Annotated in this window: 16 protein-coding genes; 11 read left to right on the top strand and 5 right to left on the bottom strand. The window is 41.5% G+C overall.

Annotated features, from left to right (window positions below):
- Window positions 1–108 precede the first annotated feature (108 nt).
- Window positions 109–2,526 (top strand): ATP-dependent helicase, encoded by a 2,418-nt coding sequence (locus BLU80_RS12010; RefSeq protein ID WP_091398784.1) that lies wholly within the window; start codon window positions 109–111, stop codon window positions 2,524–2,526.
- 340 nt (window positions 2,527–2,866) lie between these two features.
- Window positions 2,867–5,239 (top strand): mechanosensitive ion channel family protein, encoded by a 2,373-nt coding sequence (locus BLU80_RS12005; protein WP_091398576.1) that lies wholly within the window; start codon window positions 2,867–2,869, stop codon window positions 5,237–5,239.
- 72 nt (window positions 5,240–5,311) lie between these two features.
- Here the strand turns inward: BLU80_RS12005 and BLU80_RS12000 are convergent, their stop codons facing one another.
- Window positions 5,312–6,322 carry a LacI family DNA-binding transcriptional regulator gene (locus BLU80_RS12000; RefSeq protein WP_091398572.1) on the bottom strand — a complete coding sequence of 337 codons (1,011 nt, stop codon included), beginning with the start codon at window positions 6,320–6,322 and terminating at the stop codon, window positions 5,312–5,314.
- Window positions 6,323–6,539: 217 nt separating this feature from the next.
- On the opposite strand from BLU80_RS12000, the gene BLU80_RS11995 reads away from it, so the two are divergent.
- From BLU80_RS11995 to BLU80_RS11975, 5 genes are all read left to right on the top strand, one after another.
- Window positions 6,540–7,595: a S66 peptidase family protein gene (locus BLU80_RS11995; protein WP_091398569.1), complete on the top strand. Its 1,056-nt coding sequence runs from the start codon at window positions 6,540–6,542 to the stop codon at window positions 7,593–7,595.
- Window positions 7,596–7,649: 54 nt separating this feature from the next.
- Window positions 7,650–8,567, top strand: a complete 918-nt coding sequence (locus BLU80_RS11990) for a S66 peptidase family protein (RefSeq protein ID WP_091398565.1) — start codon at window positions 7,650–7,652, stop codon at window positions 8,565–8,567.
- 235 nt (window positions 8,568–8,802) lie between these two features.
- Complete coding sequence (locus BLU80_RS11985) at window positions 8,803–9,909, top strand: alpha/beta hydrolase (protein ID WP_091398561.1); 1,107 nt, start codon at window positions 8,803–8,805, stop codon at window positions 9,907–9,909.
- Between the two features lie 34 nt (window positions 9,910–9,943).
- A complete protein-coding gene (locus tag BLU80_RS11980) occupies window positions 9,944–10,879 on the top strand; it encodes an alpha/beta hydrolase (RefSeq protein ID WP_091398558.1) in 936 nt (311 codons plus the stop codon).
- A 64-nt stretch (window positions 10,880–10,943) separates the two neighbouring features.
- Complete coding sequence (locus BLU80_RS11975; RefSeq protein ID WP_091398555.1) at window positions 10,944–11,468, top strand: hypothetical protein; 525 nt, start codon at window positions 10,944–10,946, stop codon at window positions 11,466–11,468.
- A gap of 195 nt (window positions 11,469–11,663) precedes the next feature.
- Here the strand turns inward: BLU80_RS11975 and BLU80_RS11970 are convergent, their stop codons facing one another.
- The 3 genes from BLU80_RS11970 to BLU80_RS11960 all read right to left on the bottom strand — a co-directional run bounded on the left by BLU80_RS11970 (window position 11,664) and on the right by BLU80_RS11960 (window position 14,506).
- Complete coding sequence (locus BLU80_RS11970; RefSeq protein ID WP_170831225.1) at window positions 11,664–12,500, bottom strand: polysaccharide deacetylase family protein; 837 nt, start codon at window positions 12,498–12,500, stop codon at window positions 11,664–11,666.
- Between the two features lie 211 nt (window positions 12,501–12,711).
- Window positions 12,712–13,278, bottom strand: a complete 567-nt coding sequence (locus tag BLU80_RS11965) for a hypothetical protein (protein ID WP_091398551.1) — start codon at window positions 13,276–13,278, stop codon at window positions 12,712–12,714.
- A gap of 61 nt (window positions 13,279–13,339) precedes the next feature.
- On the bottom strand, window positions 13,340–14,506 hold the full coding sequence (locus tag BLU80_RS11960; RefSeq protein WP_091398548.1) for a lactonase family protein: 1,167 nt from the start codon (window positions 14,504–14,506) through the stop codon (window positions 13,340–13,342).
- Window positions 14,507–14,751: 245 nt separating this feature from the next.
- Here BLU80_RS11960 and BLU80_RS11955 point away from each other — a divergent pair, with 245 nt between their 5' ends.
- The 4 genes from BLU80_RS11955 (at window position 14,752) to BLU80_RS11940 (ending at window position 20,412) form a co-directional block, all read left to right on the top strand.
- Window positions 14,752–15,594, top strand: coding sequence for a DUF1266 domain-containing protein (locus tag BLU80_RS11955; RefSeq protein WP_091398545.1), 843 nt, complete (start codon window positions 14,752–14,754; stop codon window positions 15,592–15,594).
- 197 nt (window positions 15,595–15,791) lie between these two features.
- A complete protein-coding gene (locus BLU80_RS11950) occupies window positions 15,792–16,607 on the top strand; it encodes a DUF2490 domain-containing protein (protein ID WP_170831224.1) in 816 nt (271 codons plus the stop codon).
- A 102-nt stretch (window positions 16,608–16,709) separates the two neighbouring features.
- Window positions 16,710–18,866: a peptidyl-dipeptidase Dcp gene (gene dcp / locus BLU80_RS11945; protein ID WP_091398541.1), complete on the top strand. Its 2,157-nt coding sequence runs from the start codon at window positions 16,710–16,712 to the stop codon at window positions 18,864–18,866.
- 262 nt (window positions 18,867–19,128) lie between these two features.
- Window positions 19,129–20,412, top strand: coding sequence for a glycoside hydrolase family 27 protein (locus BLU80_RS11940; protein ID WP_211481827.1), 1,284 nt, complete (start codon window positions 19,129–19,131; stop codon window positions 20,410–20,412).
- 91 nt (window positions 20,413–20,503) lie between these two features.
- On the opposite strand, the gene BLU80_RS11935 is transcribed toward BLU80_RS11940, so the two are convergent.
- Window positions 20,504–22,723, bottom strand: coding sequence for an alpha-galactosidase (locus BLU80_RS11935; RefSeq protein WP_244518888.1), 2,220 nt, complete (start codon window positions 22,721–22,723; stop codon window positions 20,504–20,506).
- Window positions 22,724–22,932: the final 209 nt, after the last annotated feature.

Genomic DNA, 22,932 nt, shown 5'->3' with positions numbered 1-22,932 from the left:
GCAGTATTTATCATTTTTTTTCATGTGTATAAATATTGGCCGGATTGCGTGTGTGAACCCACTGCGGTTCAAGGCAGGCTGCCGATCTTTTTGTATCTTGCACGCCCTATGCAAGATTATTTAAAAGGACTCAACGACAGACAATACGAAGCAGCCACACACATTAACGGGCCTCTGATGATTGTAGCCGGTGCCGGTAGCGGTAAGACCAAAGTACTGACTACCCGGATTGCTCATTTAATGGCAAAAGGTGTGGACGCTTTTAATATACTCGCCCTGACCTTTACCAATAAGGCAGCCGCCGAAATGAAAGAGCGTATCGAAAAAATGCTGGGCAATAATGAAGCCCGCAACCTGTATATCGGAACCTTTCACAGTGTATTTGCCAGAATACTGAGAGGCGAAGCCCATAGACTGGGCTACCCGAACAGTTTTACCATTTACGACTCGGACGATTCTAAAAGCGTTATCAAATCCATCGTTAAAGAAATGGAGCTGGACGAAAAACAGTATAAGCCCAATGTCGTCCTGGGCAGGATTTCCCAGGCAAAAAGCTCACTGATCGGACCACTACAGTATCAGGAGGATTATTACCTGCAGCAGGAAGACCAGCGTACCAACCGGCCGGCTATCGGCAAAATCTACAAACGCTATGCAGATCAGTGCTTTAAGAACGGCGCCATGGATTTTGACGATCTACTACTGAAAATGTATGAGCTCCTGAATACTTTTCCCGAGGTGCTGCTGAAGTACCAGCATAAATTCCGATATGTACTCATTGACGAATATCAGGATACCAATGCGGTCCAGTATCAGATTACCAAATTACTGGCAGCCGCACATGAGAATATTTGCGTGGTGGGTGATGACGCTCAGAGTATTTATAGCTTTCGGGGAGCTACTATTGAAAATATCCTCCAATTCCAAAAGGATTATGACGATGTCAAAGTGGTAAAACTGGAGCAGAACTACCGCAGTTCCAAAAACATCATTGAAGTGGCCAATACGGTCATCCGCCAAAATAAAGGCCAGATACCGAAGGATCTGTGGACAGATAAGGATCAGGGGGATAAGATTAAGGTGGTGGCGACCATGACAGATAACGAGGAAGGGAAATATGTGTCGACCATGATTCAGGAGCTGAAACTCCGTGACCACTATCACAACCATGACTTTGCTATCTTATACCGGACCAATGCCCAAAGCAGGGCCTATGAAGAAAACTTAAGAAGGGGTGGCATCGCCTATAAAATATACGGCGGCCTTAGCTTCTATCAGCGTAAAGAGGTAAAGGATTATATAGCCTACTTACGGGTCATTGCCAATACCCGGGACGAGGAAGCTTTAAAAAGAATTATCAATTATCCCGTCAGAGGCATCGGCAAGACGTCCATGGAAAGACTCCAGACGATTGCCAATCAACACAATATGACGCTCTGGGATGTCATTTTGCGGGCACCGGAAACAGGACTTAAAGGTGCCGCATTGGAGGCCATCCGCAAGTTCATCACGATGATGCAGTACTTCCAGAGTCTGCAGACTCATAAAAATGCCTATGAAATTGCCTTTGAAGTAGGTAAACATACCGGTCTGGTCAAAGAGCTCTTTAATGACAAAACCGTGGAAGGTCTGGCGCGTTATGAAAACGTGCAGGAACTGCTCAACTCCATTAAGGAATGGACAGACCAGCAGGAAAATCTTTCTCAGATTGACGAAGAAGGCACCGTTCAGGAGGGTATCACCGATCAGACACTGCAAAATGCCACCACCCTCGGACTGTATTTACAACAAATTACGCTGTTAACGGACGCCGATAATGACAAGGAAGACGCCGACGTGGTCAAATTAATGACCATCCATGCGGCCAAAGGCCTGGAGTTCCCGGTTGTATTTGTGGGAGGCGTGGAAGAAACGATATTCCCCAGCGGTCTTAGCATCAATACCAGGGAGGAGCTGGAAGAAGAACGCCGGCTTTTTTATGTGGCCATTACCAGAGCCAAAGAAAAACTATGGCTGACGCATGCCAACAGCAGATACCGCTTCGGCAATGTGGTGGCCAATGATGCCAGTCGTTTTTTGGAGGAGTTGCCTAAAGATTATATCGACCGTAGTTTTTCGGGAGGCACAGGTAGCGGATTTGGCCGAGGTGATCAACATTTTGGCGGCGGATTTGGCGCAGGCGGCTTTTCCAGGGGTTCCGGCTTCGGCTCCCAAAATGACGCCGCGGCAGCCGCCAGAAAATACGGCCCCCCTCCTGCTAAAAAACAACAGCCTTATAAAAGTACCGTACTGCCTACGCAGGCACCTCCCCAGCAAAAAGTTCAGGTGCATGTGCCCAAAGGCGATTTTGTGCCCAGCGATACCACCGGACTTACAGAAGGCATGGAAGTGGAACATCTAAAATTCGGGTTCGGAACGGTCATTAAGATGGAAGGCGCTGCCCATAACCGCATCGCCACTGTTGACTTTAAAACAAACGGCGAAAAGAAAATCATGCTGAACTATGCCAAACTAAGAATCCTGTAAGACTCAACGGATTGACAATCAGCATAAATGAATATCATTTATGGAAACCGGATTAAAGGGCACTTTTTAAGTGTCCTTTTTATATTTATATCTACATTTGCTGACTCATTTGGCATACATATTGTAAAAATACAGATATTTCAAAAGAAAAAGCCCTTTATGAATATAACGGATGCTTAATAGCTGGATTTAATTTAAATGACGACAAGAACCGACCCTGCCTGCGGCTTCCTTTTTATTGAATAAGGAAAAGCAGACATAGGCGTCATTACAAACAGCCTTCACGCACCGTTTTACCAGGATCCATTCACTCAGCAAATAACCACCTTAATAACCCATCATGTCTTTCATAGTAACCAAACGCTATATGCGGGCGTTGTCTCTTATGGCCTTGTCGTTTATGGTACTGCTCTGTAACACACAGGCCCAGAAAAAAGGCAATCTGCAATTTAAAAAGGTAAAAATCCAATCGCTCAGCGATACGATCGTTCCCTATCTGGTCAATAAGGTAGAAACCTACAATTTTATGGTGGATCGCAGCAGTTTCTCCATGAAGATGAACTATGACCTGGGGCCAGTTCAGGAACAAATCCCGCCCATCGAGGAGAAATTAGGCGCTTTTAAAAAGAAATTCGAAAAAACCAGTAAAACACTCAATCTCAATAGCCTCAATACGATGGTCATTTTGCTGGGCGAAGTGTCTGGTAAGCTGAAGACCTATCAGGAGCTGATGACAGAATATGGCGACCGGCTGACCAAAAGCAATAAAGAAATACAGAAAATACTGAACGATCCTGCCCTGACCATTAAAGTGCCGGATTCTGCTTTAAATAACCAGGTAAACGAACTATTGTCTGAGGCCAAATCATTAAACAACCTCCAGGAAAGGACAATGGCTACCGTTAATTTATGGAGAAGCAGAATTTCTCTTTGTATTTTACAGGCAAAGGATCTTAGTTCAGATATGACTTTTTTAGCCATTAATAAAAAAGTAAATATCTGGACCGCAGAAGAAAAGCCTCTTTTTAAAACAAGCCCTGATACATTCACTAAGGGCTATTTTGAGGCGGTGTCCAGTGCCCTTTCCAGGACAACGCTGACGTTAAAGATATTTTTCAGTTCTAAAGTCAATATGATTACCTTAAGTTTTCTGATATTAATTATACTGACCAGCTGGGCGCTGCTGAACCTGCGCCGCATTAAAAAGAGCCCGGACAAGGACCGCATCTTAAATAATGCTCCTTATTTAAAAAGAAGTGTGATTGCGGCGAACCTGCTCGCCTACTTCGTCTATGCCCCCTTATTATTTGGTGATCCCACTACGCAGGCACTCCATTTCTTTGAATTGTTGCGGCTGATTACCCTGACTTATTTAATCATTCCCTTTATCACCAAAAAGGGTAAATGGCTCTGGGCTGGCTTTTGCCTGTTATGGCTATTTTATGCGCTGGAAGATTTATTAATAGATTCCACCTATGCGGAAAGATGGTTATTACTGGCAGCAGGTCTTTTTTTAGTCCTTATCTGTCTTTTGATGCTGATCAGAGCTCAATGGCTGGCTGGGGATTTAAGCAATTCCGGCATTCTTAAAACACTTAGCATATTTTCCATCGCCCTGAGTATACTATCGCTGTTTTTTAATCTCACCGGCCGGGTGAATATCACCAAAATATTTGGCGGTGCCGCCTTGGAGAGTATGTATTTAGGCATTTCTCTTATCATTCTTTGTTCAATCTTTTTACAGTGTATTTACCTTCAATCAGAAGCCTATCATGCAAGCCGGTTTTCCGCATTTATTAACTTTGAAAAGCAGCATACACGCTATAAACGGAATTTTCTTTTTGTGGCCATCCTTATCTGGCTGGTAGCTATTTCAAGAAACTTCATGGTCAATGATTTATTGTTTGGAGGCCTGGGACATTTTCTTAATCATCCAAGGGTTATCGGCCAATACAGTTTTACCCTTGGAAGCGTGATCATCTTTTTCTTTATCATATTTATCTCTTCCATCATATCCAGGGCCATTAAATTCTTCTTTGACAGTGAGAAGGTACTCTCCAGTGGAGAACGGAGTTCCGTGAATTCCATGGTCTTACTGTTCAGGTTAATCATCTGGGTATTTGGTTTTCTGATTGCAGTGGCCATCGCCGGCATTCCGCTGGATAAGCTCTCCGTAATGCTCGGCGCCCTGGGTGTGGGTATCGGCTTTGGCCTTCAAAACATTGCCAACAACCTGGTATCCGGTATTATCCTGGCTTTTGAACGTCCTATTCAGGTGGGAGACCAGATAGAAATCAGTGGCCGTTCCGGTACGGTTAAAGAGATCGGTGTCCGCTCCAGTAAACTAAGTAATTCCGAAGGTGCTGATATCATTATCCCTAATGGTAATCTTTTAAGTGAACAGCTGATCAACTGGACCCTGCAGGACAGACGCAAGCGCGCGGAATTTACCATAGGAGTCGCTTATGCCGCGGATTTGGATGAAGTGTTTGCAATTATTGAAAACGTCCTGACAGCAAATAAAAATGTACAGCAACAGCCCAAGCCCTCTATTTCCATTGAACAGTTCGGAGATTATTCCGTTATCATTAAAATCCAGTTCTGGATCGCAGATCTGAGCCAGGCCGGTTCCGTCCGTTCAGGGGTTATGGCGGACACCAAACGATCTCTGGCAGGCGCAGGCATTGCGCTTCAGAACCGTCCACTATCCTGACAGGTATTATTAGACAAATTAGGGGGCCTTTGGGGGCCCCCTGTTTATTTAATATTTTGAAAGTTCAGCCGGCTATTCCTCGGTAAGAGCGATCAACTCACCATCCAGGACAATTTGCCGGTTCTCTAATTCTTCTCCATTTAAAATAGCCATCAGCATTTCTGTGGCTTTGCGCCCCTGTTCATAAGGAAATTGTTCAATGGATACCAAAGGTGGTGTGTCCAGGTAGGTACGCATCGGCAGATTTGAATAACTGACAAAGCAGATATCCTTATTGATCACCAAATCCGTATGTCGTTTCACATATTGCATGGCATCCAGAGCCACATAATCATTAAAGGCGATGACAGCGGTGGGCCTGTTCTTCTGACTTAGAATATCTTTCATGGCACCCCAGCTGCTTTCTTTGGTCAGATCCGAAGATGAAAATAAAGACGGATCTGTTTTTGCACGCTTACGGCTCAGCCCTTCCATGAAACCACGCATTCTTTCATTGGTCGCCGTTAAAGTCTGAGGGCCCTTTAACAAGGCAATATGGCGATGCCCCTGCTCCCACAGGAAATCTACAATTTTTACCGAACTCTTAAACAGATCACAGGAAACCGTATAACAATCCTCTTCCTTGGGGACACGATCAAAAAATACGACCGGAATATTAAAATTGGCCAGTTTCTGAAAATGCTCGATGTTTCTGGTAGATTTTGACAAGGAGACCAACAGCCCGTCAATTCTGTTTTTAATAAAAGTGGCCACTATCTGCTTCTCTTTTTCAACATCATCATGGCTCTGACCAAACAGGACGTTATAATTATTCTCAAAGGCAACATCCTCTATCCCACTGATAGCCTGAGAGAAAAAATTCTCTGTCAGCTCAGGCAAAATAACGCCGAGGGTAAATGTTTTGCCCATTTTAAACTGAATCGCCGCCTGGTTAGGCTCATAATTTAACTCTTTGGCAACTTCCTGGACCCGCATTTTTGTTCTGAGCCCTATACTGGGGTGATCATGCAGGGCCCTGGAGACCGTTGATATGGAGACGCCAAGTTTTTTGGCGATTTCTTTAATAGTAGCTTGTTTACTCATTATTAATACTAGAAAATTTGGAGTTCTCAGTTGGATGGCGAAAGATACGCAAATTTGCGTAAATGCATTTTAAATTAAAACAAACATTTGTAAGAATAAATACTTAAAGACCACTTTGCATTGATAATTAATCTTTTATCAAGTATAGGCAAGCGCTCATTTATATTTTCACTACCTTCACTTCCTGAGTGCAATACATTTAATATCATGATTCATTATGGATAGATCGAAATTTATCAAGACGGCGGGGGCCTTACTGCCGCTGTCCTTACTTAATAATAAGGCAGTACTGGCAGGCAGGCCCTCGAATATGGATCAACCAGATAAGTGGCTAAGCGCTGACTCAAAAATCCCGCCTTATCTGCAAAAAGGAGACTGTATAGGTATCGCCAGCCCCTCCGGACATATTCAGTATAAAGAATTACTGCCTGCCATAAATCAGATCAAATCCTGGGGCTTAACCTTTAAAACCGGCCAGACCATAGGTCTTAAAGACGGCACCTTTGGAGGAACCGACCAGCAACGGGCGGCAGATTTTCAACAGATGCTGGATGACCCTTCTATCAAGGCTATTTTATGTGCCCGGGGCGGATATGGCGCCGTTCGGATCATTGACCAGATTGACTTTTCCAGCCTGAACCATCATCCTAAATGGATCATCGGCTTCAGTGATGCCACCGTTTTTCATATCCACATTGCTCATAATTACCATTTGGCCACCCTGCATTCCAAAATGTGTAATAGCTTTCCCGATAACTGGTCCAGCGCAACACCCGAGCAGCAGGCGACCATTAATTCCATCAGGGACGCCCTGATGAATACAAAAAAAATGAGTTACCAGAGCCTTAAAAATCCGATGAACCGAACCGGACGGGCGGAAGGGGAATTAATTGGCGGTAATATGCGCACTATTGAAAACTTATCAGGGACGCGCTCTGCGCTGCAGGCTGCCGGCAAGATTCTCTTTTTGGAAGAGACACATGAATATCTGTATAATATGGACAGAATGCTTTGGAATCTTGCCAGAACCGATCAGCTCAGACATTTAAAAGGATTAATCATTGGCGCTATGATTCGTACCCCTCAGCGTGACCCGAATGATGAAATGAATAAATCTATTTACGAACTGGTCATGGAAAAAGTAAAGGCATATGATTATCCGGTAACGTTTGACTTTCCGGTGGGCCATATCGTAGAGAATTATGCCCTTAAATGTGGGGTCCCCCACCGCCTGGAAGTCACCACTGTGGGCACCACCTTAATTGAATCCTGATGCATCTATCAAATTCCAATAGCAAAATCTTTGACACCATCAACACTATAACTCATGCCTAGCAAACCTGTTCAACCGGCCGCACTAAAAAAAAATGACCTTATTGCCATGATAGGCCCTTCCGGTTATTTGGATCCGGGGAAAATCACGGATTGTTTGCAGACGCTGCAACAGTGGGGCTATCAGGTGATGGTTGATCCCGAGACGGTAGGAGTATACAGAGGTAATTATTTTGCAGGCTCTGACCTGGAGCGTACAGAGGCCATGCAGCGGGCCCTGGACAACCCGGATGTAAAAGCCATCCTCTGTGCCAGAGGCGGATACGGCATGAGTAGAATTATCGACCAACTGGATTTTAAAAAATTCAAAAAACACCCCAAGTGGATTATCGGATTTAGTGACATCACCTTACTACATCTGCATTTAAACCGCCGCGTCAAAATTTCCTCTCTGCACGCTCCCATGGCGGCTGCTTTTATGAAAAGCGAAGACACCAGCTATTTACTTTACTTACAAAAGGCGCTAAAAGGCAGCCTTAGCCAGTATAAATTTTCTCCCCAGCCGGACAATAATACAGGTCATGTAACCGGTGAGTTAATCGGGGGCAATCTTTGCCTATTGGCGCATAGCGTCGGCAGTCCGTCCGAACCTGACGTAAAAGGTAAAATCCTCTTTATTGAAGATGTAGGAGAACATTTTTATACCATCGACCGTTTTTTATGGCAGCTAAAAAGAGCCGGCTGGATGGACAAAATAGCAGCACTATTAGTGGGCGATTTCTCCACCACCAAAGATACCACCCAACCCTTCGGCAAATCAATGGAACAGATTATAAAAGATGTTATCCCCCAGGGACTGCCTGTTGCCTTCCATATCCCCGTAGGGCATCAGCCAGCCAATATAACCTTAAAATGCGGCGTTCAGTACGATCTGAATATCGGGAAAAAATCGGTTATCTTGAAGGAAAAGTGAGCTTCAACCCGGTCCATTAAATAACAAACGCGCACTTAAAGCAAGGGCTGTCGCATCAAGAAATTATCCTTAATCCTTGCGGATATTATCTATTTTATGCCTTAATTATTGTCTTTTTAAAAATTATACCCCTGCAGACATAAAAAGGTTTAAATTAGATAGATCAGCTTTTCAATTATTCTAACAATCATAAGTCCGCTAGTTGTTTCAGGCGGTTATTATAAACAAGGGGATCATGTTCATAAAAGCAGACCAGCAACAAAGTTATCTGTCCGGATATTGCAGGAAGTCTATCTCGTTAAGGCGCCTGATACAGCTCCCGGTTTCTCTACCCGTCATTTTACTTTCCATTATAAATAGCTGTACTGCTCAACCGCTCCGCTTAAAAGACACCACTCAGCCAGGACAGCATATAGAATGGCTGACCGGTACTACTGACACTTCCTACAACAGCTTATCTGATTATAAGAAGAACTTAAAGCATTACCCGTTTATCGAGCTGGTACCCGACTCCAGTTTTAAAAATGTAATAGAAAAGCGCAATCTGGTCTATGCGACGGCCAATCAAAGGAATCTACATATAGATGCATTTTTACCACAACCGAAAAAGACCTCAGCTTTAAAGAAGACTCCGGCCATTTTAATTATTCATGGCGGCGGATGGAGATCCGGCAGCCCTTCTCAGCATATACCGCTTGCCCAACATCTGGCAGCCAGGGGGTACGCCTGTTTTACCGTTCAATACCGTTTATCTACTGAAGCCTTTTTCCCGGCGGCCATTTACGACCTCAAAGCAGCTATCCGGTGGCTCCGTGCTCAAAACAGGCAATTTAATATTGACACCAATAAAATCAGTGTCATGGGTTTTTCCGCAGGTGGTGAGCTGGCAGCCTTTATCGGCATGACCAATGGAATCCAAAAATTTGAAGGCGATGAGGGTAATGAGGGACACTCAAGCCGAGTAAACGCCGTCCTGGACATTGATGGTACTTTATCTTTTGTACATCCTGAGGCCTCTGAGACGCAGCATCCGGATAAAATAGGCGCTTCTGCCTGGTGGCTGGGATATCCAAGAACAGAAAGACTGGATCTGTGGAAAGCCGCCTCTCCCCTCACCTATGCAAACAATAACAGCGTGCCTTTTTTATTTTTAAACAGTTCACTTGCCAGAATGCATGCCGGAAGGGATGATTTTAAAAAGCTGATGGATCAGCAAAAGGTTAAAGTGAAAATAATAGAGTTCCCTAATACACCACATTCTTTTTGCCTGTACCGCCCCTGGTTCCCTGATGTAGTGAATGCCGTGAACACATTTCTGAATGATCTTTATTCAGACAAATAACAGATTCTGTTTAATCATTTATAAATCATTTACGATGGCATCCAAGCTCCCTATTAATACATTTATAGTTTTCAGTCTTTTTGCCTTATCCTTTATTTTTTCCAGTGCCAGCGCACAGGATTTTTTACCCATATGGCCGAAAACAAGCGTTCCCAACTCCAGACACCTTCCCATAAAGGATAGCCTCTATAATGAACGTTATTACCGGGTAATGACTCCTGGTATTTTTGCCTTTTTCCCAGGGGCAGCGGAAAATAAACAGGCCGGGGTCGTCATCTGTCCTGGAGGCGGATACAACCACTTATCTTACGTAAGCAGCGGACTCCAACTGGCAAAATGGTTTAACACGATGGGCATTTCAGCCTTTGTATTGAATTACAGATTACCCAATTCCCCGGATCTAATACACAGGGAAATAGCGCCCCTCATGGATGCCCAAAGAGCCATTCGTCATATAAGGTCACACGCCGCTGAATGGCATCTTAATCCGGAAAAGATTGGAATCATGGGATGCTCTGCAGGTGGTCATCTAGCCGCCTGTGCCAGCGTACTTAGCCTGGATGTCTCCCGGTGCAAGGATTCACTAGACCGCTATTCATTCAGGCCTAATTTTACCATCCTGGTCTCAGCTGTCATAGACATGTTTACCTCCTATGCGCATTTGGGAAGTAAAAAAAATCTATTAGGAGAAAACCCAACTGATAGCCTGAAACGTTTATTCTCTCCAGAATTACAAGTAACAGACCAGACGCCCCCCTGTTTTATTACAGATGCGGTGAATGATAAAACCGTAAATCCCATGAACAGCCTTTTATACTATGAGGCACTACTGAAACATAAAATACCGGTCAGTTTCCATGCCTTTCCACAAGGCGGGCATAGTATTGGACTTAGAAATAATCCGGGTTCCACCAATCTATGGACCGTGCTGTGTGAGCAGTGGCTTACAGAAATGAATATTATCAAATAAAGATAAATGATTAACTTTGTTATGATGCTATTTATTGAATGAAGTCAAACATTCATTTCCCTAAATGAGAAAAATATTATTCTTAATACTTGCAATAATCATTGTATTACTTGGGGTCTTTTTGATTTGGAATGAGACCACATATGATCCGCTAACATCCGGCCAGGCAAAAGAAATTTTTAAAGGATTTAATGGAAAATATCATAAAACCAAAAGTGAAGACTTAATTGGCCTCTCAACACACGGCGATTATTATGACATTTATCTTTATCATTTTGATGATGTCATAATAAGTAGCGCCTTTCCGCGAATCCATCAAAAATGGGAAAAACACCAAATTGACTCGAATACAATAATTGGCAAATGGACTAAATGCCCCACAGATTCACTATCCGCGAAATTAAATAAATCATTATTGGAAGTGCTTTCAAAGTCTAAAGAACAATGGCTCAAAAAATTTACCACTGAATTATCCAATCAAGATAACTACTATAGTTATTTATATTTTGATGAAGGAAATCAATATTTCTTCTTATTCTGCCCAAAGAATAAGCGTCTTTATTATATAAGAAAAAATGGCCTTTATTAAATGAGACCTAGTCTTTCAAAGGAAAAATGGCCAAAACAGTAATTATTTCATTACTTAATCAAATTCCTTTTATCAAACCAACCTTCATCCCCAATTACTGGGTCTAACGAGTAAGGTAAAGGGGTGGTTATTGAAGTTATCAATAACCACCCCTTTACCTTTTTAAGATATCCTGATGAATTCGACCGGATATCCCTATTTACCTTTCTGAATTAACGGATAATGGTCAATTGTTTCAAAGACATAATCAGGATTCTGTTTCAAAATCTGAATAAATTTACGCAGGCTATCTTTATATTGATCTCTGAACATTCTGTCATGAGCCAGAATAACTACAGAGTTGGCCGCATAAGTATTTTGATTGGCGAACATATCATTTACTTCCTGTGCCATTTGTTCGGCCCCTTGAATAGGTACAGAACGTTTACCAAAACGCCATTCCAAATCCCAGCCGACAGCGTTGTAACCGGCACTGCCTAAACGTTTACAGACTTCCAATGAAGATTGCGGGCCTTTGATTTTTCCATTTTCCACCCAGGAATTCATCCCCGGCAGTCGCACAATCTTGACCGGTACCTTCAGCTCTTTTTCTGCCTGATAAATATCCTGCATTGCACTGTCCGGATGTGCGTAGAATTCTTTATAATGATCTCTAAAACCATGAGAATGACTATGGTTAGCTAACAGAAACTGGGGATAGCTATTGCGGATGGTATCTACAATTCTTTCTCTGGATGGACTAAACTGATGCATGCCCACCATAAAAAAAGTAGCCTTAATCCCTTCTTCTCTGAAGACCTCTTCGCAATTTGTGGTTCCGGGAGGCTGAGGACCATCATCCCAGGTTATATATATATACTTCTTGGCTGGATCCAGTTTGATAGAGGATCCTGGTGTTAATACTTGGGCTACACTGTCTTTGGCTGGCTTATCTGCCTTTTTATCTTTTGCCCCCTCTCCTTTACAGCTGGCTAAAAGTGCTACTACAGATAAACTAAGTGCAGCTTTTGCCAACAGATTATTCATTGCCATGCGCATGTTGATTTTTATTAGATGTTTTATTATTGGCCTTAAAGCTATAAGGAATTTTACAAATCAACTAAATTTAGCGTAAAAATTTTATTAGATGGACTAGGCACTGTCATATTAAAAAAATTCGGCAAGTGTATAGCGACTACTAATTAATCGCCATTCGCCTTGCCGAAACAGTATTTTTGGTTCGTATATTTGAAAACGATAAAAATTATGCCCCGAACATACCTTTTAATTTGTCTAAAATTCCACCGCCACTTTGTTGCTGACCGGTAGCATTGCTGTCTCCCCCTGTAAACATGGAAACGGCATCTCCCAGATTAATTTCTCCATCTCCGTTGCGGTCAAGGATGCTTTTTAGATCAATTCCGGCTGTTTTACCACCTGTCAATTGGTTAATAACTCCCTGTAAGTCCAGGCTATTATCGCTAGGGTCATTTACTTTACCAGTTAATTTACTTAACACTGTCGGGATAATTGAAGCCCCTAGAGCGCTGGCTGCTGCAGGACTGATCCCAAGCTTTTCCGTTAATTTGCTGGCCAGATTCCCGGTCATGGATTGCGTCGTGCTGTTACCGGCAATATCTGATTTTTTACCCGTCAACATACCAAGGATATCAGAGATACCACAACCTTTCAACCCATTTTCCAAATCTCCTAAAATGGAATGTGAAGCTTCTTCAGCGACAGCACTTGCCTGTTCGTTAGGTACATCAGGGTGTGCCTGAACAGCTTCCCCAGCGGCATTTTTAATCAGGTTTACAATTTCATCTAACATTGTTTTAAAGAATTAAAAGTGAACAATTAAAATTCTACCTTTCAAAGTACAATAAATTTTACTAATTGCCTTTATTTTTTTCTGCAAAAATCAATGCCACTGGCTTAGGTAATGTAATTGACTGCATGGTTTCTGTAAGCAACCCCGTCTTTATATCTCTTTTAAAAACGCTCACTTTATTGTTATCCCTGGTTGCCACCAGTAAAAAATGGCCGGTAGGGTCCAGGATAAAATCTCTTGGATGTGGACCGGTAGGCTGATGGCCCACTTCTTTTAAAAGACCATCTGACTGAACTTCGAAAATGGCCAAATCATTGGCCTTTCCTCTATTGGAGGTATAAACGAATTTTCCATCAGGAGAAACCCGGATGGCAGACGCCCCTTTATCCGCATTTGCCGTATCTTCTACTGCAGTAGAAACCAGCGTCTGTAAATAGGTCAGAGAATCATTTTGCCAACGGTAAACCATTAGTTGAGCATCCAGTTCATTTAATAAGTAGGCGTATTTATGATCCGGAGAAAATGTAATATGACGTGGTCCATAACCGGCAGGTACTTTATACTTAATGGCGCCGGCTATATCTACCGGTAATAAATTATTGATTTTAAAGGGATATTGATAAAGCGTATCATTACCTAAATCACATACAAATAAGAACTGTTGGTCAGGAGAAAACACAGTGGAGTGAACATGTGACTGCGTCTGAATTTTCTTATTGGCACTAGTTCCCGTATGTGCTATAATCTGTGTCGCAGGCCAGAGTTTACCGCTGGTGTCTGTCTTGTAGATCGAAAAATTAGCACCATTATAGTTGGCTTCTGCTACATTTTTCCCCAAAGAATCAATGGCCACATAACAAGGCGCATCGCCATTTGTTGGCTGCGTATTTAAAAAGTCCATTTGCCCTGTTTTATTATCGAAGGCAAAAGCAGAAATCATTCCCTTGGTTTTATCGTCTGTATTCTCATTTACGGCATACAGATACTTGCCATTTTTTGATAATGCCAGATAAGACGGATTGACGACATGATTTGTATGAGCTACTTCGGTCATTTGGCCACTGGTATCCTCAAAATCGTATACATAAATTCCTTCACTGGCATTACCATCAGTATATGTACCCACGAGTAAAAAGTATTTATTCTCTATCATCTTTTTGGATTGACAGTGTTGCATCGTCATGGAGACAATCAGGCCAACACCCAATATTTTTAAAAGCTTACGCATACATGAAATGATTTACAATAGGCATCAAAATTATCCTTTTTAAACTGTATTTGCGCCGGAAACTTTGTATTTATTTATAAAACTATTTTGCTCCTGTAAAAATAATCAATTGATAATCAATATTTTTATTCGCAACATTCCTAATCCTTCCTTTTCACATTAGACAAACAATAACAGATTGTAGCTGTTTTTATGGGCAGGAAGAAGGATATTTGCCACATTTGAAAGTATAACCAAATTTATTCATGAAAGGAGTTCTATCTAGTTTATTTGCAGCCTCATTCGTTGTAGCCTTGTTGTCTGGTTGCGGGTCGGGTAATAACAAAGGCAATCAGCCAAATTCTGGCATAGATAAAGCCAATGTCCAAATCAAAGACGATACGTTAAAAGGCTTTATGCTGGCAGGCGTATATTTTGTCCAGGGCTATGGCGGTGCCGATAAATTTGAAAGTAAGCTAAAATCCTTAATAAATCAGGACAGATCTCAATCACCATTTTTGACATTATTGGACAGCGCCTATCACAAAACCATGGTTTTTCCTTTTGGACGGTCAGCCGGCGAAAAAGTGGATTCCAGAAATACGCTTTCAAACTGGTTTCAAATCGCAAACCAACACGACTTTTTTCTCTTTTTGAATAATTTGAAAGACAGCGGATTCCAGGCACATTATGAAGCTTGCCGCAAAGTACTGGATGCAAACGGCGGCAAAAATGCCAATATCAGCTCCATCAACCTACAAACCAATAACTTACCCGAAGGTTCTGACATTTTACTTAAGTTTGTAAAAGATAATTACGATAAGTTTTCTCCTGCGGGCATAAAAGCATGGAACATAGGACTTTATGTTTATATCGTCAACCTCGGTTATAGCGCGGAATATATTGACCCCATTAATGCTAAATCCCTTGTAATAGAACAACTTAAAACAGCCCAGGAAAAATATAACGACTGGTCCACTTATTTTAGCGATTTTATGTTAGGCAGAGAATTCTCCGGCGTTGAAAAATCTCAAAATGAAGTCTACAAAGCAGCGATAAAGGGAATGCTGTCAGGCCATTATAGTATGTATACTTATATGCCAATGTAAAACGGATGTCAGCACAAAAAAACTTTTTTTACGTTTGCGCCTCTTCCTTATTTTTTCAATCAGATAACAGTTTAAGGCCTTATTCATTTAATTAAGTGATTAAGCAACTTTTAAGTTAACAGCTTATGAGGTATTTCAGCCCTTTTTCAATAAAGACCATTGTAGAAACAATCAACGCATCCTGGCTGTTAATAATAATGACTGGAATCCTACTTTTGGCAGGAGTTCAAAGAATCAGTGCTCAGATTACTCCTCCGGGACTCAGTAATACCAAAATTATCTCCTGGATGGCAGTAGGCCTGGAACAATCCATAGATTCAGCTCAAAACTGGCAGTCCAACTCTTTTATCGGATACGGCCGCATGAGTAATCCCGAAGGCTCTTACGACCTTTTTAAAAAACCTTCTATCTGGGTTCTAAATGAAGAGATTAAAAGAAAATTATCCAAGCATTTCAATGTAACAGGTGGTTTAAGTCTCAGAAAACAATATATATACGAAAAAACGGCTCCATATCATAAAGCCGCCTCTGATATAAAAAAGGAGCTGATGCTCTATGGAATCCTTTCTTATGGATGGAGCCGCTCTCCCATTAAATGGAACCTGGATTTCAGACCTGAATACAGAACATTTTATATGCCGGAGTTTTCCTCTACTGATACCCGAAAGGCATTCAGAGCCAGGTTCAAGTTAAGATCCATGATCCCTTTAACGGCAAACCGGGAGCACACGTTGATTTTTTATGCCGAAAGTCTTTTCCAGAATAAAATGACCAAAATAAAACCAAAGGATGATGCTGGTAATAATACCCAACAGCCGGATGCAATCAACTCAAAGAATAATTGGTCAGGGTTCGGCTATGAAGATAGTTATTTCTGCGGCTTCTACAGATACGCCCCTGCCGCCCTGCCTTTTTATGCAGAAATTGGTTACATGAACAACCTTGTTGGTAGTAACCCAAGTTATACCATGCACCATATCGCACTGGACATAATCTTTAAAGATATTTTTTAGGGCCATGCTCTTTGATAGATGTCAATTCTATTAAAACCAATGCTCGTTGGCTTTTGGTGTATTTTTTGTATTTTCACAGCATAAACAAAACAATGTAAGCTGATGAAAACAATTAAAATGCTTTCTTTACTTCCGGTTGCAGCGGCAATTGTATTAAGCAGCAGTTGTGGCAATAACAAACAGCAAACAAAAAATAATAACAAAGTGGATACTTTAGCAAGTGATAACCCTTTTTTAAAGACGAGTACCTTGCCCTATGAGGCGCCGGATTTCACCAAAATCAAAGACGAGGACTTCAAACCAGCCATTATTGAAGGCATGCGTTTACAGCTGGATGAAATAAAAAAAATAACGGATAATCCCGATTCAGCCACTTTTCTTAACACCCTGGTGCCACTTGAGCAAAGTGGTTCGGTACTAAAAAGAGCTGCTGCTGTATTTAACTTATTAACAGGAGCCAATACCAATGAATATTTACAAAAGGTCCAGGAAGAACTAGCACCGCTCCAGGCAGCCCACAGTGATGCTATTCATTTAAATAAGGCATTGTTCGACAGAATTACAACAGTATATAATCACTTGGATAAATCCAATCTGGACAGTGAATCCAAAAGACTGGTCGCATATTATTACCAGGAATTTATGCTCGCCGGGGCCAAACTATCTGATCAGAATAAAATATTGCTGAAACAATACAATGAACAGGAAGCCTCACTGAGCGCCAAATTTACCAACCAGTTACTGGCAGCAGCTAAAGCAGGAGCCTATATCGCTAACAGTAAAGAAGAACTTGCCGGTTTATCAGAAGGTGCCTTGGAGGCAGCTGCAGAAGATGCCAAAACAGCGAACCTTTCCGGAAAATGGTTGCTCCCCTTGCAAAACACCACTCAGCAGCCTGCTTTGGGCTCACTTACTAATCGTACTACCAGAGAAAAATTATTTGAACTTTCATGGAACCGAGCAGAAAAAAATGACAGTAATGATACCCGAAAGACGATTAAGGCAATCGCACAAATCAGAGCACAAAAAGCCGCATTAATGGGCTATGCTAATTATGCCGCCTGGAAGCTGCAAGACCAGATGGCCAAAACGCCTGAGGCAGTAGATAAATTCTTTGCCGATCTGGTTCCCGCTGCAGTAAAAAAAGCAAGGCAGGAAGCGTCCGATATTCAGGCAGTCATCGACTCCAGTCATGCAGGATTTCAGTTAGCACCTTATGATTGGGATTATTATGCCGATAAAGTCAGAAAAGCCAGGTATAATCTGGATGAAAATGAGATCAAGCCTTACTTTGAGCTAAATAAGGTACTGGAAGACGGCGTATTTTATGCAGCCACACAACTTTACGGGATTACTTTTAAAGAAAGAAAAGATATACCTGTCTATCAAAAAGATGTAAGAGTATTTGAAGTATTTGATCAGGATAAAACCTCTATCGGGCTTTTTTATTTCGATTACTTCAAGCGGGACAATAAATCAGGGGGTGCCTGGATGGACAATCTCGTAACTCAATCCAAACTATTAGGCACAAAACCCGTCATTTATAATGTTTGTAATTTTACGAAACCGGCCCCCGGCCAGCCTGCACTAATCAGTTTCGATGATGTAACCACTATGTTTCATGAATTTGGTCATGCATTACACGGCTTTTTTGCCAGTCAACAATATCCTAGCTTATCAGGGACAAATGTGGCCAGGGATTTTGTTGAATTCCCTTCACAATTCAACGAGCACTGGGCACTTGACCCCGCCATCCTGAAGCATTATGCCATTCATTACAAAACAGGGCAGCCAATAAGTGTGGAGCTGGTGGATAAAATTAAAAAAGCCAGCACTTTTAATCAAGGGTATATGTTAACCGAACTTCTGGCAGCAGCAGCATTGGATATGAAGTGGCACAAATTAAAGCCAGAAGATCCCATAAAAGATGTTGATAGTTTTGAATTGCACGCTCTTGAACAAACCGGGTTATATTTAAATACCGTACCTCCTCGTTACCGTTCAAGTTATTTTCTGCATATATGGTCCAACGGATACGCTGCAGGTTATTATGCCTACCTCTGGACAGAGATGCTAGACGATGACGCGTTTGAGTGGTTTAAGGAACATGGCGGTCTGAGCAGAGCAAATGGACAAAGATTCAGAGATATGATTCTTTCAAAAGGCAATACTGAAGATCTCGAAAAAATCTATGAAGATTTCAGGGGACAAAAACCTAGCATTAAACCCATGGAAGAAAACAGAGGATTATTGAATTAAAAATTGAGGTTCTTTATCAGGATTTAACCATACCAAATAGGGGCACGTTATTCTGTCCCTATTTTTTTATGCAATTAGCGACTCAGTGAATATAATATCTGAGCAATACATCTGGCAGTTCAAAATAAGATTTAGTTGATTTTAAAAGCAAAACTGATTGCACCAACAGACCTGGCTTGAATATAAAAAGACTTGCAATTATTGTGACCTGAATATTATTATGGAATTCCTTTGTGCAGTTCACTAAAAATAAAATAACTTTATGTCCAACTTATTTTTCCACCATAATTTTTTAAATATGCATTTTCCTAGCTGGGATATCAAGCTGAAAACAAAAGCTTTTTTAATGGCGGCCGCCCTTTGTTTTACAGGCATTACTGGTTTTAGTCAAAGAAGTCATCTAGCACCTACACCTCCAATGGGATATATGACCTGGAACTTTTATGCTGATCACATTACAGAACAGGATGTGAAAAGTATTGCTGACGCAATGGTGACCAATGGACTGGTTAGGTTGGGTTATGATTATATCTTCATTGATGACGGCTGGCAGGGCGGTCGCGATAACAGAAATAATATAATTCCGGACCCCATTAAATTCCCTTCCGGGATAAAAGCATTAGCGGACTACGTACATAGTAAAGGTATTAAATTGGGTATTTATTCCGATGCCGCCCCGTTAACCTGTGCAGGTTATACCGCTAGCCTTCATTTTGAGCAACAGGACGCCAAAACGTTTGCATCCTGGGGAATAGATTATTTAAAATATGATTATTGCGGGGCTCCCTCTGATAAAGAAACGGCCATGAAGCGCTATAAAACAATGGCCGATGCCCTTTCTAACTCAGGCAGAGACATCGTTTTTGGAATTTGTGAGTGGGGCGGAAGACAACCCTGGACTTGGGGCAGCGAAGTAGGTGGTAATCTTTGGCGTATTGACGGGGATATCAGGGATAAATGGTCTGCCAGTTTTGACGCCCCAGGTACACCTACAGGAGGTATCGGCATTCTGGATGCAGTCAATAGGAATGCAGACCTGGTAGCTTATGCCAAGCCAGGGGCGTGGAATGACCCAGATATGCTGGTGGTGGGATTATATGGCAAAAAAGGACCATCCGGAGATCTGGGAGGCATAGGTTGCAATGATATTGAATACCAATCTCAAATGTCCTTATGGTGTTTACAGGCAGCTCCTTTGATGATTACCTGTGATGTGGCCAATATGAATGCAGCAACAAAGCGCATTTTAACCAACAAAGAAATTCTGGCGATAGATCAGGATCCGCTGGGCAAACAAGCTGAAAGAAAAATTAATGACAATAACTGGCAGGTCTATTTAAAGACGCTGTCAGATGGCTCATACGCAATCGGCATATTAAATACGGATTCAACCGCTAGAAAATACAACCTGGCACTTAGCCAAATCGGATTATCAGGAAAATATACTACGCTGAATGTCTGGACCGGCGAGCAAAAAAAGAATCAATCAAAATTAATGTATGAAGTCAAAGCGCATGAAACAATCGTTTTGAAACTGAAGCAATAGATTGCGGCTCCATTGAGTGTTGTAGTATAATAAAAATCCGGTAAGCCAATTTTCAACTTACCGGATTTTTATTTTCAATATTTTCTACCACCTAATCAATTGCAGAGGCTATCAATACGACACTTGTCCTTCCTGCATTTACCACCGGATTAAATCCTACCTGCATTAAAAATGCACCTGAATAACGATTGGCGGCATTCAGTTGTAATTTAGAAGTTGCCCCATTATACAGATTCACCTCCTGGATACGATAATGTTTTTCGGGATCCAGTCCCTTAAGCTTCACAGGTAAAGTGCTTCCGGCAGCATATCTATTGGATACCAGATAATTAAAAATAACGGCTTTGGTCTTTTCGGGTGCCACATACATAATGGAAGCAAAATCATGATTCCATGGGCTCACTAAACGATATTGATCACCATGCCAGATTACATCTTTAATTTGGTCATATAATTTAATGGCAGACTGACAAAAGCTTAATTCTTCGGGTTTGAGCTTATTTACAGCGATATCAAATCCCAGCTTGCCCATCATTGCGACATCAACTTTATATTTTAAAGGCTGCCGGCCCCAATTGGTTACATGCGCAGCGGTAGCAATGGCCGGATAAAAGTAGGAATACTCCCATTGCAAAAAGACCCGCTCTAACGGATCCGTATTGTCGCTAGGCCAGAATTCTGTGAAATATTGCAAGGCAGCATAATCGACCCTGCCCCCGCCTCCAGAACATAACATCATCGGAACCTTAGGATATTTAGCCCGAATCCTTTCAAGTACTTTATATAAGCCTCTGACATATTCAATATAAAGTTCAGACTGGTGGGTCAAATAAGAAGAATAGGCATTGTATATTACAGCATTACAATCCCATTTAATGTAGGCAAGTGTTGGATTCTTAATAAAAAGGCTATCCACGATATTAAATACAAAATCCTGTACCTTAGGATTGCTCAAGTCCAAAACCAGCTGGTTTCTAAAATAGTATTCAGGACGATTGGGTTGTTTTATTACCCAATCAGGATGTTTTTCATATAATTCACTTTTAGGATTAACCATTTCAGGTTCAAGCCAGATTCCGAATTTGGTTCCCACCTTATCAGCCTGTTGGACGACAGCTTCTATTCCATTAGGCAGTTTTTTCTTATTGGCCTGCCAATCTCCGAGTCCTGCGTGATCATCATTTCTAGGATATTTATTACCGAACCAGCCATCATCTAATAAAAACAGGTCCACCCCCAGATTTTTAGTATCTTCCAAAAGGCTTTTCAATTTCTCTTCATTGAAATTAAAATAAGTAGACTCCCAGTTATTAAGTAGGGTCAGCCTTTCTCCCTGACCATCTAGAATCCTATATTTTCTGGCCCATGCCTGCAAATTTCGGCTTGCTGCCCCTGTCCCATTCTCTGATAAGGTATATAAAAATTTTGGCGTCGTAAATGACTTATCGGGCGCGAGTTCATAGCTATCCGCAAAATTATTAACCCCAGCAATAATGCGCAGGTTATTTTGATTATCAACCTCCAAATCAATGCGGTAATTTCCGCTCCACTCAATAGACCCCAACATCACTTCTCCAAAATCCTCCTCAGGAGAACGGTTTGCACCAACCACAAAAATAGGCGGCTGAAATAAATCAGCCCTGGTGCCGAGTTTTGAATCTAATGTTTTAATTCCGTGTGTTAATTCAGTTACTTCCGGTTGCATTTCTCTAGCCCAGTCTCCATGATATTGTTTAAGCCAAAAATTGGATCTATTCCAATATAAATTAGCCGAAGCAAATTTATTAAGCCTGACATTTCCTTTTTCATGATGTTCCATCTCCGCCCATTGCTCCACTACATCAAAATTCTGATAAGCCTTATAAAAAAGCCGGACATTAAAGTCATAAACCGGATCTTTTAGCAAGACTTCAGTTAGTATTACACCATCCGCTTCTTTGCTGACCTTACTGGAAATATATCTTAAAGCCAGTGAGGTATTTCCATCAGCATGGATGACACTGATAGCGGGTTCAAAAAGGTTCCTGGATCCGGAAGATGAATACGCACTATTGGCAACCCCGCTGGGATCTCCATTTTGTTGCAGTTGATTATCAAATTGTCCATATTCTTTAGGGTCCTTTAATCTCACTCCAAAATAACCTACATGTATCATCTTGTTTTTATCCACCTGCAAAACCATAGCTGAATTATTTGTTTCAATCGGGATGTCCTGCGCAAATACAGAACTGGTCAGCAAGCAAAAGCAAGAAATGGTTCCTGCAAATGCTTTTAAAAGCATTTTTTGTTTTAGAATTGAATATTGTGACATTATAACCCTTTTATATTATAAAAAAAATGATTTCACTAAAATAGCAGAATATAGCCATTTAACCTAAGCACACTGCATTAAATTTAGAAATCTAATTCCGTATTTGTTCCGTTATTAATTTACAGGAATATTTCATTATTTTTTTCAGCAATGAAATGAGAAGACGAATAATAAGTCTGAAGAAACTAAATAATATATTCATTTTTAAT

The organism is Arachidicoccus rhizosphaerae, from assembly GCF_900107765.1.
In the GTDB taxonomy this organism is placed as follows: Bacteria; Bacteroidota; Bacteroidia; order Chitinophagales; family Chitinophagaceae; genus Arachidicoccus; species Arachidicoccus rhizosphaerae.
This window is presented reverse-complemented; position numbering and strand designations above follow the sequence as displayed.